This window comes from Paraburkholderia saeva, from assembly GCF_907164555.1.
In the GTDB taxonomy this organism is placed as follows: Bacteria; Pseudomonadota; Gammaproteobacteria; order Burkholderiales; family Burkholderiaceae; genus Paraburkholderia; species Paraburkholderia saeva.
In genome coordinates, this window is record NZ_CAJQZC010000007.1 from 63,770 (window position 1) to 78,118 (window position 14,349).

The window sequence follows — 14,349 nt, forward strand, 5'->3', positions numbered from 1 at the left end:
CGATGAAACGGATCATGCAAAACAGGTTCTTCTGGCTGTTCCTCGTGGTGATGTTCGCGCTACCCGTCTTGCCGCAGCCGGTCCGCGTGCCTGAGTACTGGGTCACGCTGTTGAACTACATCGGACTCTATTCGATCGTCGCGATCGGGCTCGTACTGCTGACGGGCATCGGCGGGATGACGAGCTTCGGGCAGGCGGCGTTTGTCGGCGTGGGCGCGTATTCCACGGCGTATCTGACGACGCAGTTCGGTGTGTCGCCGTGGCTCGCGCTGATCGCAGGCGTCGTGTTGACGGCGCTGATCGCACTCGTGCTGGGTGCGGTGACGATGCGCCTGTCGGGCCACTTCCTGCCGCTCGGCACGATCGCATGGGGGCTCGCGCTGTTCTTCCTCTTCGGCAATATGGAGATGCTCGGCAAGTACGATGGCATCAATGGCATTCCGGTGCTCAACGTCTTCGGTATCCAGCTGGAGTCCGGCCGGCACATCTATTACCTGATCTGGATTGTCGTGCTGGCCGCGGTGGTCTCTGTTCAGAATCTGCTTAATAGTCGCCCGGGCCGCGCAATCCGTGCGCTTCGCGGCGGTGGCTCGATGGCCGAGGCAATGGGCGTTAACACCGCATGGATGCGCGTTGTGATCTTCGTCTATGCGGCGGTTCTCGCTGCCGTGTCGGGCTTCCTCTATGCGCACTTGCAGCGCGCGGTGAACCCCACGCCATTTGGTTTGAACCACGGCATCGAATTTCTGTTCATGGCGGTGGTGGGTGGCGTGTCGCATGTGTGGGGCGCGGTGCTGGGTGCGGCAATCCTGACGCTCCTGCAGGATTACCTCCAGACGTGGCTGCCGAAGCTGCTTGGCGAAAACGGCAACTTCGAAGTGATCGTCTTCGGCATCCTGATGGTCTTGCTGCTGCAGTACGCGCGTCAGGGCGTCTGGCCATTCGTCGCGCGGCTGTTTCCCCGCGGTCCGCGTGCCCACGTGCCTGATCACGCCGACCCTTTGCCGCAGCGCAGCAAGCCGACAGGCGGCGAAACGCTGCTTTCGGTGGTGAAGGCGCGTAAGCAGTTCGGCGGGCTGGTTGCCGTGAACGACGTGAGCTTCGAAGTGAAGGCTGGCCAGATCATCGGCCTGATTGGGCCGAATGGCGCCGGCAAATCGACGACGTTCAATCTGGTGACCGGCGTATTGCAGGCGACAAGCGGCGAAATTTCGTTCCGCGGTGAGCGGATCGATTCGCTGACTTCACGTGAAATCGTCAGGCGCGGGATCGGCCGGACGTTCCAGCACGTCAAGCTGCTGCCGGGCATGACGGTGCTGGAGAACGTTGCGATTGGTGCACATCTGCGTGGCCATGCGGGCGTCTGGCGTAGCGTCGCAAAGCTCAACGGCGCGGAAGAGGGACGCCTGATGGCGGAGGCTGCGCGCCAGATCCGCCGGGTTGGCCTCGAGCAGCATATGTACGACGAGGCCGGCAGTCTTGCCCTCGGGCAGCAGCGGATTCTGGAAATCGCGCGCGCCCTGTGCTGCGACCCGACGCTGCTGCTGCTGGATGAGCCTGCTGCCGGACTTCGCTATCAGGAAAAGCAGCAACTGGCTGTCCTGCTGAAGAAGCTCAAGGAAGAGGGCATGAGTGTGCTGCTTGTCGAGCATGACATGGACTTTGTGATGAATCTGACCGATCGGCTGGTGGTGATGGAGTTCGGCACCCGAATCGCGGAAGGTTTGCCGGAGGACGTGCAGAAAGATCCGGCCGTGCTCGAAGCCTATCTTGGCGGGGTGGAATGATGACGATGCAAACTGAATCCGGCACGCCGATTCTCGACGTCACCGGCTTGTCTGTCCGCTACGGCAAAGTCGAGGCGCTGCACAATGCGGCGATCAAGGTTCGGCCTGGCCAGATCGTGTCGGTGATTGGGCCGAACGGCGCGGGCAAGTCGACGCTGCTCAACGCAATCATGGGTGCGCTGCCGGTGAGTGGGCACGCGAAGGGCGCGATCGCCTTTCGAGGTGACGATGTTAGCGCTGTCCCCGTCGAAAAGCGCGTGGCACGGGGCATGTGCCTCGTCCCGGAAAAGCGCGAGCTGTTTTCCACGATGACGGTTGAAGATAACCTCGTGCTCGGAGCTTACCGCCGCAAGCGGGCGGGAGAACGTGACTTTCTCGATCAACTCGAACCGGTTTTCCAGCTGTTTCCGCGATTGAAAGAGCGGCGCAGGCAGGCAGCGGGTACGCTGTCTGGCGGCGAGCGGCAGATGTTGGCAGTGGGTCGGGCGTTGATGGGTAAGCCGGATCTGTTAATGCTGGACGAACCGAGCCTTGGTCTTGCCCCCCTGATCGTAAAAGAGATCTTTCATATCATTAGTGCACTGCGTCAGACGGGCGTTGCCACGTTGCTGATCGAGCAGAATGCGCGTGCAGCGCTGCAAATCTCCGACTACGGTTACGTACTCGAAACCGGCGAACTTGCACTTGAGGGCGCGGCGGCCGATCTGGCGCAGAATCCTCGGGTCATTGAGACGTATCTGGGGCTGACTAAAAAGGTCGCTTGATCTCGTCTTTGATAATCCGTGGCGACTTCGAGGCGGTGTGTTTCACGTGAAACACACCGCCTTTTTTATCGTTGACCGAACGGACGAAATTCGGGCCAAAAGCGAACCCGCTATAATTCGCCCATACATTTTCCTTTGAAAGGCTCACGCGCCTTATCCGGCGTGAGATCCGCGATGCTTTTTCCCTCAGAATTTGACGTTATTGTCGTCGGTGGCGGCCATGCCGGCACCGAAGCCGCTTTGGCGTCTGCGCGCATGGGCGCGAAAACGCTGCTGTTGACGCACAACATCGAAACGCTTGGCCAAATGAGCTGCAATCCGTCGATCGGCGGCATTGGCAAAGGCCATCTGGTCAAAGAAGTCGACGCGCTTGGCGGCGCAATGGCTGCGGCCACGGACGAGGGCGGGATCCAGTTCCGCATTCTCAACTCGTCCAAGGGCCCGGCCGTCCGGGCAACACGTGCCCAGGCTGATCGGCTCCTGTACAAGCAGGCTATCCGGCATCGTCTGGAGAATCAGCCGAATCTGTGGCTGTTCCAGCAGGCCGTCGACGATCTGATGGTAGAGGGCAATCGTGTCGTTGGAGCGGTGACGCAGGTCGGGATTCGTTTCCGTTCGCGGGCTGTTGTACTCACAGCGGGGACGTTCCTCGACGGAAAAATCCACGTCGGACTGAACAATTACACCGGCGGCCGCGCTGGTGATCCCGCTGCGGTGTCGCTGTCTGCGCGCCTCAAGGAGTTGAAGCTGCCGCAGGGTCGTCTCAAAACCGGCACGCCCCCCCGCATTGACGGCCGCACGATCGATTTTTCGGTACTCGAAGAGCAACCCGGGGATCTGGATCCGGTGCCGGTGTTCTCGTTTCTCGGACGCGTCGAGCAACATCCGCGTCAGGTTCCGTGCTGGGTGACGCATACCAACGAGCGTACGCACGACATTATTCGCGGCGGTCTCGACCGCTCGCCGATGTACACGGGCGTGATCGAAGGTGTCGGGCCGCGTTATTGCCCCTCGATCGAGGACAAGATTCATCGGTTTGCGTCCAAGGAATCCCACCAGATTTTTCTGGAGCCGGAAGGGCTGACCACGAATGAGTTCTACCCGAACGGTATCTCGACGAGTCTTCCGTTTGATGTGCAACTGGAACTGGTCCGGTCAATGCGCGGCCTGGAGCATGCTCACATCCTGCGCCCCGGTTATGCGATTGAGTATGACTACTTCGACCCACGTGGGCTGAAGGCGTCGCTGGAAACCAAGGTGATCGATGGGCTGTTCTTCGCGGGCCAGATCAATGGCACAACTGGCTATGAAGAGGCGGCAGCTCAGGGTCTGCTCGCCGGTATCAACGCGGGCTTGCAGGTGCAGGGCAGGGACGCGTGGTGTCCACGCCGGGATGAAGCGTACCTCGGTGTTCTCGTCGACGACCTGGTGACGCGGGGCGTTTCCGAGCCGTATCGGATGTTCACGAGCCGCGCGGAATATCGCCTGAGCTTGCGCGAAGACAACGCAGATATGCGTCTAACGGAGATCGGGCGCGAGATCGGTGTGGTGGACGATGTCCGTTGGGACGCATTCAGTCGCAAGCGCGATGCTGTTTCACGTGAAACAGAGCGTTTGCGTACGACCTGGGTCAATCCCAAGACCTTGTCGGCGGAAGCAGCGACAGCGCTGCTCGGCAAGCCAATCGATCACGAATACAGTCTGGCCGATCTGCTGCGGCGGCCGGGCGTGGGTTACGACGGCGTTTGCGGTCTGCTCGACGGTACGTGCGGACCGACGGAAGCGCTGGCTAATGACAGCGTCTTGCTCGCGCAAATCAAGGAGCAGATTGAGATCGCCGTGAAGTATCAGGGCTACATCGAGCGGCAGGCGGGTGAAATCGAGCGCAACGAAGCGCACGAGAGCACGCGACTTCCCGAAGGACTGGACTACGCCGAAGTTCGTGGACTGTCATTCGAGGCGCGCCAAAAGCTGACGCAATTCCGTCCGGAAACGATCGGGCAGGCGTCGCGGATATCCGGCATCACGCCTGCCGCAATCTCACTGCTTATGGTGCATCTGAAGCGCGGGCTTGGCCGGCGGCAGCCCACGGCGACGGACAACAGCGCCGAAAGCAAGCCGGTGATCCAATGACGGCAGGGCAAAGGAATGCTGCAGCGGCAGGTGAGCGGGACTTGCTGTCGGCGTTACTGCATGAAGGCGTGGGCGAACTTGGTCTCGAACTGACCGAGCCGCAACTCAACAAGCTACTCGATTACGTCGCGCTGCTGGCGAAGTGGAACGCGGTCTACAACCTGACTGCCATCCGCGATCCGCGGCAGATGCTCATTCAGCACATCCTCGATTCGCTGTCGATCGTGCCGCATCTCGCTCAGCGTGGACCGTCGTCGGTACTCGACGTGGGTTCCGGTGGTGGACTGCCGGGTATCGTGCTCGCCATCGTCATGCCGGACTGGGCTGTGACGCTGAACGATATTGTTCACAAGAAGACCGCATTTCAGGCGCAGGCCAAGGCCGAACTGGGTCTTTCCAATCTGTCGGTGGTGACGGGTCGTGTCGAAACCTTGCGGCCGGGCGTCGAAGTGCCGGCTAAATTCGATGTAATCGTCTCGCGCGCGTTCGCAGAGCTCTCGGATTTCGTTACACTGGCCCGTCATCTCGTCGCGGACCGCGGCGCGATCTGGGCGATGAAGGGTATTCGGCCCGAAGGCGAAATCGAGCGGTTGCCCGAGAGAGCGCGCGTGCAGCAGATTATCCGGCTTAAGGTGCCGTCGCTCGATGCAGAACGGCATCTGATTGAAGTCACAGTCGATGCCTGATTGACGCCCGATCGACACAACGCCAGTCATTCCTATCATTCAAAAGCAGCAAAAAGGGACACACCAACGATGGCAAAAATCTTCTGCGTTGCGAACCAGAAGGGCGGCGTCGGGAAGACGACGACAGCAGTCAATCTCGCCGCGAGCCTCGCATCGCAGGGACAGCGGGTCCTGCTCATCGATCTGGACCCGCAGGGTAATGCCACCATGGGCAGCGGCATCGACAAGGCCGCGTGCGAAAACACGGTCTACGAAGTGCTGGTCGATGGCGTGGCCGTCGCCGACGCGCGCGTCAAGCCCGAAGGCGTTTCGTATGACGTATTGCCCGCGAATCGCGAACTTGCGGGCGCCGAGGTTGAACTGGTCAGCGTCAACAACCGCGAGCGTCAACTGAAGGACGCGCTTGTGCACGTCGCGGAAGACTATGACTTCGTGTTGATCGACTGCCCACCGGCGCTCTCGCTGCTGACGCTTAACGGTCTGTGCGCGGCACATGGCGTTGTGATCCCGATGCAGTGCGAGTACTTCGCGCTGGAAGGCCTTTCCGACCTCGTGGCGACGATCAAGCAGGTGCACGCGAACCTGAACCGTGACCTCAAGGTGATCGGCCTCCTGCGGGTCATGTTCGATCCGCGCATCACATTGCAGCAGCAGGTTTCCGACCAGCTGAAAGAGCACTTTGGCGACAAGGTATTCGACGTGGTGATCCCCCGTAACGTCCGTCTGGCCGAAGCGCCGAGCTACGGTCTGCCAGGCGTGGTTTTCGACCGGGCATCGCGTGGCGCGCAGGCTTACGTCCAGTTCGGCGCGGAAATGATTGAACGGGTTCGCGCGTTGTAACGCGCGCCGACGCTGACGGAGCCCCGCGTGAAAGACAAGACGGCCAGCAAGGCGATACTCAAGACAGCACTCAAGGCGGATCGAGGAAGCACGATGAATGCAGTGGCAAGAAAGAAGGGATTGGGCCGTGGACTCGAGGCGCTGCTCGGTGGCAGCGCGGACATCACCGAGGCGGTGAAGATCGATGGTGCGCCTAACGTGCTGCCGCTTGGCAAATTACAGGCTGGCAAGTACCAGCCGCGCACGCGGATGGACGAGGGCGCGCTTCAGGAACTGGCCGCCAGCATCCGCACGCAGGGCGTGATGCAGCCGATCCTGGTGCGTCCGGTAAGCGCAGAGATGTACGAAATCATCGCGGGTGAGCGTCGTTTTCGTGCCGCGCGCCTGGCTGGGCTCGACGAGGTGCCGGTACTTGTGAAGGACGTGCCTGATCAGGCCGCCGCGGCGATGGCGCTGATCGAGAACATCCAGCGCGAAGACCTGAACCCGCTTGAAGAAGCACAGGGCATCCAGCGCCTGCTCGACGAATTCCACTTCACGCACGAGCAGGCCGCGGAATCCGTGGGGCGTTCGCGTAGCGCGGTATCGAACCTGCTGCGTCTTCTGAATCTGGCGTCGCCCGTGCAAACGATGCTGCTCGCTGGGGATCTCGACATGGGCCACGCGCGCGCGCTGCTCGCTGTCGACCCCGCGACGCAGATCACACTGGCAAACCAGGTGGTCAACAAGCGCATGTCGGTTCGTGAGACCGAAAAGCTGGTGACCTCCACGACCAAAGTTGCGCCGGCAGTGAAGGCACGTGTGAGTCACGACGGCGGACGCGATACCCGTCGTCTGGAGGAAGAGCTGTCCGATCTGCTCGCCGCAACGGTGAAGATCAAGCTCGGTCGGCGCGGGCGAGGGCAGGTGCTCGTCGACTTCGGCGACCTCGACGCACTGGAAGGCATTCTCGCGCGATTGCGCGGCAACACGGCTACCGCCTGAGCACGCGCGATCGTGCCCGCGGCAGAGCGCACGCCGAAGGCGTCCCGAATCATCATCCGTGAAGTATTCGCGTTAGCGACGAAGGAACCGGTTCTGTCGGTTCTCGTCGCTGCGCTAGTCGTTCTGCAGTGCCTGCATCCGCGGCCGTGGGCTTCATTGGCGGCGTCGATCGACTGGCAGACCGTGCTGACGTTGGCCGGACTCCTGATCGTGACGAAAGCCGTCGAATTGTCAGGATTCCTGATCTGGATGGCGCATCGCGTCGTGCATCGCATTCATTCGGAGCGCGGCCTTGCGTTTCTGTTGATCGGCCTGGCCGCGGCGCTCTCGACGCTGCTCACGAACGATGTCGCGTTGTTCGTCGTTGTTCCGCTGGCGCTGTCGCTGCATAAACTGACGCCGTTACCGCTCAAGCGCCTCGTGATTTTCATCGCGCTGGCGGTCAACGCGGGTTCGATCCTGACACCACTCGGCAACCCGCAGAACCTGTTCCTCTGGCAGACGAGCGGTGTGTCGTTCGGGACATTCGTACGGGCACTCGCGCCGCTGTGCGTCGCATTGATGGGGGTGCTGTATCTGCTGGCCGCCGTCTTTTTCCGCGGCAACGCGCTCGATCTTTCGAAGGATACCGAGCCGCATCCTGTCGACCGGCCACTTGTCGGCGTCGCGGCGGTGCTGTTCACCGCGTTCGTGCTGCTGGCGGACTCGCATCACGTTGTGATCGGTCTCACGGGCGTCGCGGCGGGTTTCCTGCTGTGGCGTCCCAAGGCCGTGCTGACCATCGACTGGTTGCTGCTGCTGATCTTCGTGTTCATGTTCATCGTGTTGCGCAGCGTCGCCGCGCTGCCGTGGGTGCACGAGTTGATCAGCCGCGTCGGCATCGGTTCGCCGTTGCGTGCGTATGCCGCCGGCGCGATCGTGTCGCAGGGCATCAGCAATGTACCGGCCGCAATCATGCTGGCCGAATTCACGAAGGACTGGCGCGCGCTGGCGTTCGGCGTGAGCGTCGGCGGCTTCGGCATCGCCATCGGTTCGCTCGCCAACCTGATTGCCGTGCGCCTTTCACATGAACGCGGAATGTGGCTGCAGTTTCACCTCTTCTCGATCCCTTTCTGGATCGTCAGCGGCGCAATCGGCGCGGGTCTTCTGTTGCATTTATGAGACGGCTGCTACAGCGTCCGGCGCAGTGCTGAAACGGCACAAATGGCCGTTTCGGACCGGTACCATCCGGGTGCGCCCCGGCCGCCTTACATTTGTCGTGTCTCCCGCAGTAGACAGCCATTTCCCGCATGATGAAGGCGTGTTTCATGCAGGTTATTGGTCGACGTAAAGTCTTGAATTGCCTGCAACTATCGCTTACAATCGCCCGGATTTATTTGCCAGGCAACCCCGTCAGCGGTGCGTAAGCTCGCGGGCTGAACAAGACTCTACGGAACACTGTGATGGCGGCTCAATCGTCGAATCAGGCGCCCCACGAAGGGCACGACGAACAGCCCGCAACGCATGCCGTATCCGGGTCTTCGGGGCAGCACGCAGCGCATGACGAAGCGTGGGACGCTGAGCAGCAAGATAACAATATCGTTCCGCTCACGCGGACTGAAGCTGAAAAGCTGTTTGGTCCGGATGTGAGTCGTCCATCGCGCGTTACGCCCTTCCGGGTTGTGATGGCGCAAATGGTTTTGTCCCTGGGAGCAACGCTGCTGTGGTGGCTGTTTTACAAGCCACCGGGTGATGCTGCGCTGTCTGCATTCCTGGGGGGAGCGATCTGCTGGGTGCCGAGCGCGATGTTCGCGGCACGTCTGAGAACATTGAGCGGCGCCGAAACCGCGATGAGCTGGATGATCGGCGAAGCGCTCAAGATGGGGGCGACAATTGCGATGTTTGTAGCCATCGCGTTCTGGTATCACGACGTACGCTGGGTTCCGCTGCTCGTGACCTACCTCATCGCCCTCAAGACGTACTGGATCGCACTCGCCTGGCGGTGAGGCACTGAACACACGGCTGGCGCACGGCGTCAGCAACAGGCAGGCGGGTTCGACTTGAACCCGCGCCGGCATGTTCCCGCAATAGCGCATTGCAGCGGGAGCAGCCTGGAAAGATTTTCGACAATTTGGGTGGCATTAATCATATGGCAGCTAGCGAAGGCACGCGCGCTCTGGATCCGTCCGAGTACATCGCGCACCACTTGCAGAATCTTTCAACCGCGCACCAGACGTCGATTTTCGACATTCACGTCTGGAATCTGGACACCCTGTTCTGGTCGATCGTTTGCGGTCTGGCCACGATCGCGATCCTGCATCTCGCCGCACGCAAGGCGACGTCCGGCGTACCGGGCCGTTTCCAGTGCGCAATCGAAATGCTGGTCGAAATGGTCGAGGATCAATCGAAGTCGATGATCCACGGCTCGCGCACCTTCATTGCGCCGCTCGCGCTGACCGTGTTCGTCTGGGTCGCACTGATGAACTCGCTCGACTTTATCCCTGTCGACCTGCCGGGCCGCGTGATCGGCTGGCTGGGCCTGTCGGAAGTCATCCCGCATCACCGCATCGTGCCGACCGCCGACCTGAACGGTACGCTTGGCATCGCACTCGGCGTGTTCGCGCTGATGATTTACTACAACTTCAAGATCAAGGGCGCCGGCGGCTTCGTGCACGAACTGCTGTCCGCGCCGTTCGGTGCGCATCCGCTGCTGTGGATTCCCAACCTTGCGCTGAACATCATCGAGTTCGTCGCGAAAACGGTTTCGCTCGGCATGCGGCTGTTCGGCAACATGTACGCCGGCGAACTGCTGTTCCTGCTGATTGCCCTGCTCGGCAGCATGTGGGGTTTCGGCGCGGATGCCTCGGTACTCGGCTTCATCGGCCACGTGATCGCAGGTACGGTGTGGGCGATCTTCCACATTCTGATCGTTCTGCTGCAAGCGTTCATTTTCATGATGCTGACGCTGGTGTACATCGGCCAGGCTCACGACACCCACTAACGTGGTGCGTCGATTAAAAGAATTGCTTTAGTTTTGTTTCATTAAATCCCAGTTCCAAAAGACTTTTCACAAAGGAGTGATCATGCAAGCTTTCATCGCCAACATCCAGGGTCTGACCGCCATCGGTATCGGCATCATCATCGGCCTGGGTGCAATCGGCGCCTGTATCGGTATCGGCCTGATGGGCGGCAAGTACATCGAAGCATGTGCCCGCCAGCCGGAACTGATGAACCCGCTGCAAACCAAGATGTTCCTGCTGGCTGGTCTGATCGATGCGGCGTTCCTGATTGGCGTTGGTGTGGCAATGCTGTTTGCGTTCGCGAACCCGCTGCTGTCGAAGCTGGCAGGCTGAGGTTCCTCGGAAGTTTGCGCCTGATCTATAACGGATAAGGGCGCAGGGCGGAACGGGTCTGAGGCGCTGATCGACGACAGAATCGATGAGCGCCTTACCGTTTCAATTTCCGAAATAGCAACGTTTAAGGAAACACCGTGAATCTCAACGCAACCCTGTTTGCGCAAATGGTCGTGTTCCTGATCCTCGCGTGGTTCACGATGAAGTTCGTGTGGCCGCCGCTGATCAACGCCCTCGACGAGCGCTCCAAGAAGATTGCCGACGGTCTGTCTGCTGCCGAAAAGGGCAAGGCTGAACTCGAAGCCGCTCACAAGCGCGTCGACCAGGAACTGGCACAGGCACGCAACGATGGTCAGCAACGTATCGCTGACGCAGAAAAGCGCGCAGTATCAGTCGCAGACGAAATCAAGGCCCAGGCACAGGCAGAAGCTGCCCGCATCATTGCGCAGGCCAAGGCTGACGCTGACCAGCAAGTCGTGAAGGCCCGTGAAACGCTGCGTGGCGAAGTCGCCGCACTGGCTGTGAAGGGCGCCGAACAGATCCTGAAGCGCGAAGTCGACCAGGCAGCTCACGCTGACCTGCTGAATCAACTGAAAGCCGAGCTCTGATCATGGCCGAACTTGCAACCATCGCCCGCCCGTACGCAGAAGCGCTGTTTGGCGTGGCCGAAGCTGGTGACACTGCCGCCTGGTCCACGCTCGTGCAGGAGCTGGCACAGGTTGCGCGTCTGCCCGAAGTGCTGTCGGTCGCTACGAGCCCGAAAATCAGCCGCGCACAGGTCAGCGAACTGCTGCTGTCCGCGGTGAAGTCGCCGCTGAAGGACAACGCGCAGGCGAAGAATCTGGTGCAGATGCTGGTCGACAATCATCGTCTGACGCTGCTGCCGGAAATCGCCACGCAGTTCGAAGCGCTGAAGAACGCCCGCGAAGGTGCGGCCGATGTGCTGATCGTCAGCGCATTTCCGCTCGAAGGCGCGCAGCTGAACGACCTCGTCGCAAGTCTCGAACGCAAGTTCAAGCGCAAGCTGAAGCCGACGGTTGAAACCGACGCGTCGCTGATCGGCGGCGTACGGGTGACGGTCGGCGACGAAGTGCTCGATACCTCGGTCCGCGCGCGGCTCGCCAGCATGCAGACGGCTCTGACGGCCTGAAGCGCGTAACGCGCCAAAGCGGCTGGCACGCAACAGAATTGACTATCAGGAGCGAATAATGCAACTCAATCCCTCTGAGATCAGCGAGCTGATCAAGAGCCGGATCCAGGGCCTTGAAGCGAGCGCAGACGTTCGCAACCAGGGCACCGTGATCTCCGTGACCGACGGTATCGTGCGTATCCACGGCCTGTCGGAAGTGATGCAGGGCGAAATGCTCGAATTCCCGGGCAACACCTTCGGTCTCGCGCTGAACCTCGAGCGCGACTCGGTTGGCGCCGTGATTCTGGGTGAATACGAACACATCTCGGAAGGCGACATCGTCAAGACGACGGGCCGCATTCTCGAAGTGCCGGTGGGTCCGGAACTGCTCGGCCGCGTGGTCGACGCACTCGGCAACCCGATCGACGGCAAGGGCCCGATCAACGCAAAGAAGACCGACGCAATCGAAAAGATCGCTCCGGGCGTGATCTGGCGTAAGTCGGTTTCGGAGCCGGTCCAAACCGGTCTGAAGTCGATCGACGCGATGGTGCCGGTTGGCCGTGGCCAGCGTGAGCTGATCATTGGCGACCGTCAGTGCGGCAAGACTGCAGTTGCAGTCGATGCGATCATCAACCAGAAGGGCAAAAACCTCTTCTGTATCTACGTCGCGATCGGCCAGAAGGCTTCGTCGATCATGAACGTGGTGCGCAAGCTCGAAGAAACCGGCGCGATGGAATACACGATCGTCGTTGCGGCTTCGGCTTCGGAATCGGCTGCGATGCAGTACCTCGCACCGTACGCCGGCTGCTCGATGGGCGAATATTTCCGCGATCGCGGCCAGGACGCGCTGATCGTGTATGACGACTTGACCAAGCAAGCCTGGGCCTATCGTCAGATCTCGCTGCTGCTGCGCCGCCCGCCGGGCCGCGAAGCTTACCCGGGTGACGTGTTCTATCTGCACTCGCGTCTGCTGGAACGTGCTGCTCGCGTGTCGGAAGACTACGTCGAGAAGTTCACGAACGGCGAAGTGAAGGGCAAGAGCGGTTCGCTGACGGCACTGCCGGTTATTGAAACGCAGGCAGGCGACGTGACGGCATTCGTTCCGACGAACGTGATCTCGATTACCGACGGCCAGATCTTCCTGGAAACCGACCTCTTCAACGCAGGTATCCGCCCGGCAATTAACGCCGGCGTGTCGGTGTCGCGCGTGGGTGGTGCGGCTCAGACGAAGGTCGTGAAGAAGCTGTCGGGCGGTATCCGTACCGACCTCGCGCAGTACCGTGAACTCGCAGCATTCGCGCAGTTCGCATCGGACCTCGACGAAGCAACCCGCAAGCAGCTGGAACGCGGCCGCCGCGTGACGGAACTGCTGAAGCAGCCGCAATATCAGCCGCTGCAGGTGTGGGAACTGGCTGTCGCGCTGTTCGCAGCGAACAACGGCTACCTCGACGATCTGGAAGTTGCGCAAGTGCTGCCTTTCGAAAAGGGCCTGCGCGACTACCTGAAGACGAAGCACGCTGATCTGATCAAGCGCGTCGAAGACACCAAGGAACTCTCGAAGGACGATGAAGGCCTGCTGCACACGGCCCTCAAAGACTTCAAGAAGTCCGGCGCTTACTGATCCGCGAGTGACCCGCAAGGCATAGGCGGACCTTGAAGCGGCGCGGGCCGCAGGCAACTGAACCCGCGCTGCTTCGATCGCTTTGCATGGGACCCGGGTAAGCGCTAAAGCACTCACTCGGGCCGGGCCGACAAAGGAGCAAGCAATGGCTGGAATGAAGGAAATTCGCGGCAAGATCAAGAGCGTGCAAAACACGCGCAAGATCACGAAAGCGATGGAGATGGTGGCCGCATCGAAGATGCGCCGCGCTCAGGAGCGCATGCGCGCTGCTCGCCCGTACGCCGACAAGGTCCGCGACATCGCTGCGCACATGAGCCGTGCGAACCCGGAATATCGTCACCCGTTCATGGTGGCGAACGACGGCGCGAAGACGGCAGGCATCATCCTTGTCACAACCGACAAGGGCCTGTGCGGTGGTATGAACACGAACGTGCTGCGCGCTTCGCTCCAGAAGTTCAAGGAGCTGGAAGCAGCCGGCAAGTCCATCGAAGCAACGGCGATCGGTACCAAGGGTCTTGGTTTCCTGAACCGTCTGCGTGCGAACGTGGTGTCGAATGTTGTCCATCTGGGCGACACGCCGCACCTCGAAAAGCTGATCGGCGCGGTGAAGGTGCAACTCGACCTGTACTCGGAAGGCAAGGTTTCGGCGGTGTACCTCGCGTACACGCGCTTCATCAACACGATGAAGCAGGAGCCGGTGATCGAGCAGCTGCTGCCGCTGTCGGCAGAAGACTTCGAGCGCAAGGACGAGAGCGGTGAAACCGTTACGCCCAACACTTCGTGGGACTACATCTACGAGCCGGACGCGCAGGCAGTGGTGGACGAACTGCTGGTGCGTTATGTCGAAGCGCTGGTCTATCAGGCCGTCGCGGAAAACATGGCATCGGAGCAGTCGGCACGGATGGTCGCCATGAAGGCCGCTTCGGACAACGCGAAGACGGTCATCAACGAACTGCAGCTCGTGTACAACAAGAGCCGTCAGGCAGCGATCACGAAAGAACTGTCGGAAATCGTCGGTGGCGCCGCTGCGGTCTGACCGCGCGCCTCACGGGCGAATCCATCGAAACTGCGCC

Annotated in this window: 14 protein-coding genes; all 14 read left to right on the forward strand. The window is 60.8% G+C overall.

Translation table 11 applies throughout. The features are described 5' to 3' along the window. The first annotated feature begins 2 nt into the window (after nucleotides 1-2). The 14 genes from LPA36_RS18875 to atpG all read left to right on the forward strand — a co-directional run bounded on the left by LPA36_RS18875 (nucleotide 3) and on the right by atpG (nucleotide 14,312). The gene (locus tag LPA36_RS18875; RefSeq protein WP_228879907.1) at nucleotides 3-1,787 is read left to right on the forward strand and encodes a branched-chain amino acid ABC transporter ATP-binding protein/permease; all 1,785 of its coding nucleotides are present in this window, start codon (nucleotides 3-5) and stop codon (nucleotides 1,785-1,787) included. Beyond that, nucleotides 1,787-2,551 (forward strand): ABC transporter ATP-binding protein, encoded by a 765-nt coding sequence (locus LPA36_RS18880; protein WP_228880470.1) that lies wholly within the window; start codon nucleotides 1,787-1,789, stop codon nucleotides 2,549-2,551. The genes LPA36_RS18875 and LPA36_RS18880 overlap by 1 nt, the downstream gene beginning before the upstream one ends. 174 nt (nucleotides 2,552-2,725) lie before the next feature. Beyond that, the gene (gene mnmG, locus LPA36_RS18885; protein WP_228880472.1) at nucleotides 2,726-4,684 is read left to right on the forward strand and encodes a tRNA uridine-5-carboxymethylaminomethyl(34) synthesis enzyme MnmG; all 1,959 of its coding nucleotides are present in this window, start codon (nucleotides 2,726-2,728) and stop codon (nucleotides 4,682-4,684) included. After that, entirely contained in the window at nucleotides 4,681-5,370 is a 690-nt protein-coding gene (gene rsmG, locus LPA36_RS18890) for a 16S rRNA (guanine(527)-N(7))-methyltransferase RsmG (RefSeq protein WP_228879910.1), read from the forward strand. The genes mnmG and rsmG overlap by 4 nt, the downstream gene beginning before the upstream one ends. Nucleotides 5,371-5,439: 69 nt before the next feature. Next, nucleotides 5,440-6,210 carry a ParA family protein gene (locus LPA36_RS18895; RefSeq protein ID WP_228879913.1) on the forward strand — a complete coding sequence of 257 codons (771 nt, stop codon included), beginning with the start codon at nucleotides 5,440-5,442 and terminating at the stop codon, nucleotides 6,208-6,210. A gap of 93 nt (nucleotides 6,211-6,303) precedes the next feature. Further along, complete coding sequence (locus LPA36_RS18900) at nucleotides 6,304-7,194, forward strand: ParB/RepB/Spo0J family partition protein (RefSeq protein WP_228880474.1); 891 nt, start codon at nucleotides 6,304-6,306, stop codon at nucleotides 7,192-7,194. Nucleotides 7,195-7,206: 12 nt separating this feature from the next. Further along, nucleotides 7,207-8,355: an SLC13 family permease gene (locus LPA36_RS18905; RefSeq protein WP_407674306.1), complete on the forward strand. Its 1,149-nt coding sequence runs from the start codon at nucleotides 7,207-7,209 to the stop codon at nucleotides 8,353-8,355. Nucleotides 8,356-8,636: 281 nt separating this feature from the next. Further along, entirely contained in the window at nucleotides 8,637-9,179 is a 543-nt protein-coding gene (locus tag LPA36_RS18910) for an ATP synthase subunit I (protein WP_228879916.1), read from the forward strand. 143 nt (nucleotides 9,180-9,322) lie between these two features. Beyond that, nucleotides 9,323-10,174, forward strand: a complete 852-nt coding sequence (gene atpB, locus LPA36_RS18915) for a F0F1 ATP synthase subunit A (protein ID WP_228879918.1) — start codon at nucleotides 9,323-9,325, stop codon at nucleotides 10,172-10,174. A gap of 82 nt (nucleotides 10,175-10,256) precedes the next feature. Then, complete coding sequence (gene atpE, locus LPA36_RS18920; RefSeq protein WP_007180033.1) at nucleotides 10,257-10,526, forward strand: F0F1 ATP synthase subunit C; 270 nt, start codon at nucleotides 10,257-10,259, stop codon at nucleotides 10,524-10,526. Between the two features lie 137 nt (nucleotides 10,527-10,663). After that, nucleotides 10,664-11,134, forward strand: a complete 471-nt coding sequence (locus LPA36_RS18925; protein WP_228879920.1) for a F0F1 ATP synthase subunit B — start codon at nucleotides 10,664-10,666, stop codon at nucleotides 11,132-11,134. 2 nt (nucleotides 11,135-11,136) lie between these two features. Next, on the forward strand, nucleotides 11,137-11,676 hold the full coding sequence (locus LPA36_RS18930) for a F0F1 ATP synthase subunit delta (RefSeq protein WP_228879922.1): 540 nt from the start codon (nucleotides 11,137-11,139) through the stop codon (nucleotides 11,674-11,676). Between the two features lie 58 nt (nucleotides 11,677-11,734). Next, a complete protein-coding gene (gene atpA / locus LPA36_RS18935; protein WP_228879925.1) occupies nucleotides 11,735-13,276 on the forward strand; it encodes a F0F1 ATP synthase subunit alpha in 1,542 nt (513 codons plus the stop codon). Between the two features lie 145 nt (nucleotides 13,277-13,421). Continuing rightward, nucleotides 13,422-14,312, forward strand: coding sequence for a F0F1 ATP synthase subunit gamma (atpG, locus tag LPA36_RS18940; RefSeq protein WP_228879927.1), 891 nt, complete (start codon nucleotides 13,422-13,424; stop codon nucleotides 14,310-14,312). Nucleotides 14,313-14,349 lie beyond the last annotated feature (37 nt).

Excerpts from the sequence above, each read along its gene's own strand:
- rsmG (WP_228879910.1), top strand. The coding sequence starts at position 4,681 with ATGACGGCAGGGCAAAGGAATGCTGCAGCGGCAGGTGAGCGGGACTTG.
- LPA36_RS18895 (WP_228879913.1), top strand. The coding sequence starts at position 5,440 with ATGGCAAAAATCTTCTGCGTTGCGAACCAGAAGGGCGGCGTCGGGAAG.
- atpE (WP_007180033.1), top strand. The coding sequence starts at position 10,257 with ATGCAAGCTTTCATCGCCAACATCCAGGGTCTGACCGCCATCGGTATC.
- LPA36_RS18880 (WP_228880470.1), top strand. The coding sequence starts at position 1,787 with ATGACGATGCAAACTGAATCCGGCACGCCGATTCTCGACGTCACCGGC.
- atpA (WP_228879925.1), top strand. The coding sequence starts at position 11,735 with ATGCAACTCAATCCCTCTGAGATCAGCGAGCTGATCAAGAGCCGGATC.
- LPA36_RS18930 (WP_228879922.1), top strand. The coding sequence starts at position 11,137 with ATGGCCGAACTTGCAACCATCGCCCGCCCGTACGCAGAAGCGCTGTTT.
- LPA36_RS18910 (WP_228879916.1), top strand. The coding sequence starts at position 8,637 with ATGGCGGCTCAATCGTCGAATCAGGCGCCCCACGAAGGGCACGACGAA.
- atpG (WP_228879927.1), top strand. The coding sequence starts at position 13,422 with ATGGCTGGAATGAAGGAAATTCGCGGCAAGATCAAGAGCGTGCAAAAC.
- LPA36_RS18900 (WP_228880474.1), top strand. The coding sequence starts at position 6,304 with ATGAATGCAGTGGCAAGAAAGAAGGGATTGGGCCGTGGACTCGAGGCG.
- mnmG (WP_228880472.1), top strand. The coding sequence starts at position 2,726 with ATGCTTTTTCCCTCAGAATTTGACGTTATTGTCGTCGGTGGCGGCCAT.
- atpB (WP_228879918.1), top strand. The coding sequence starts at position 9,323 with ATGGCAGCTAGCGAAGGCACGCGCGCTCTGGATCCGTCCGAGTACATC.
- LPA36_RS18875 (WP_228879907.1), top strand. The coding sequence starts at position 3 with ATGAAACGGATCATGCAAAACAGGTTCTTCTGGCTGTTCCTCGTGGTG.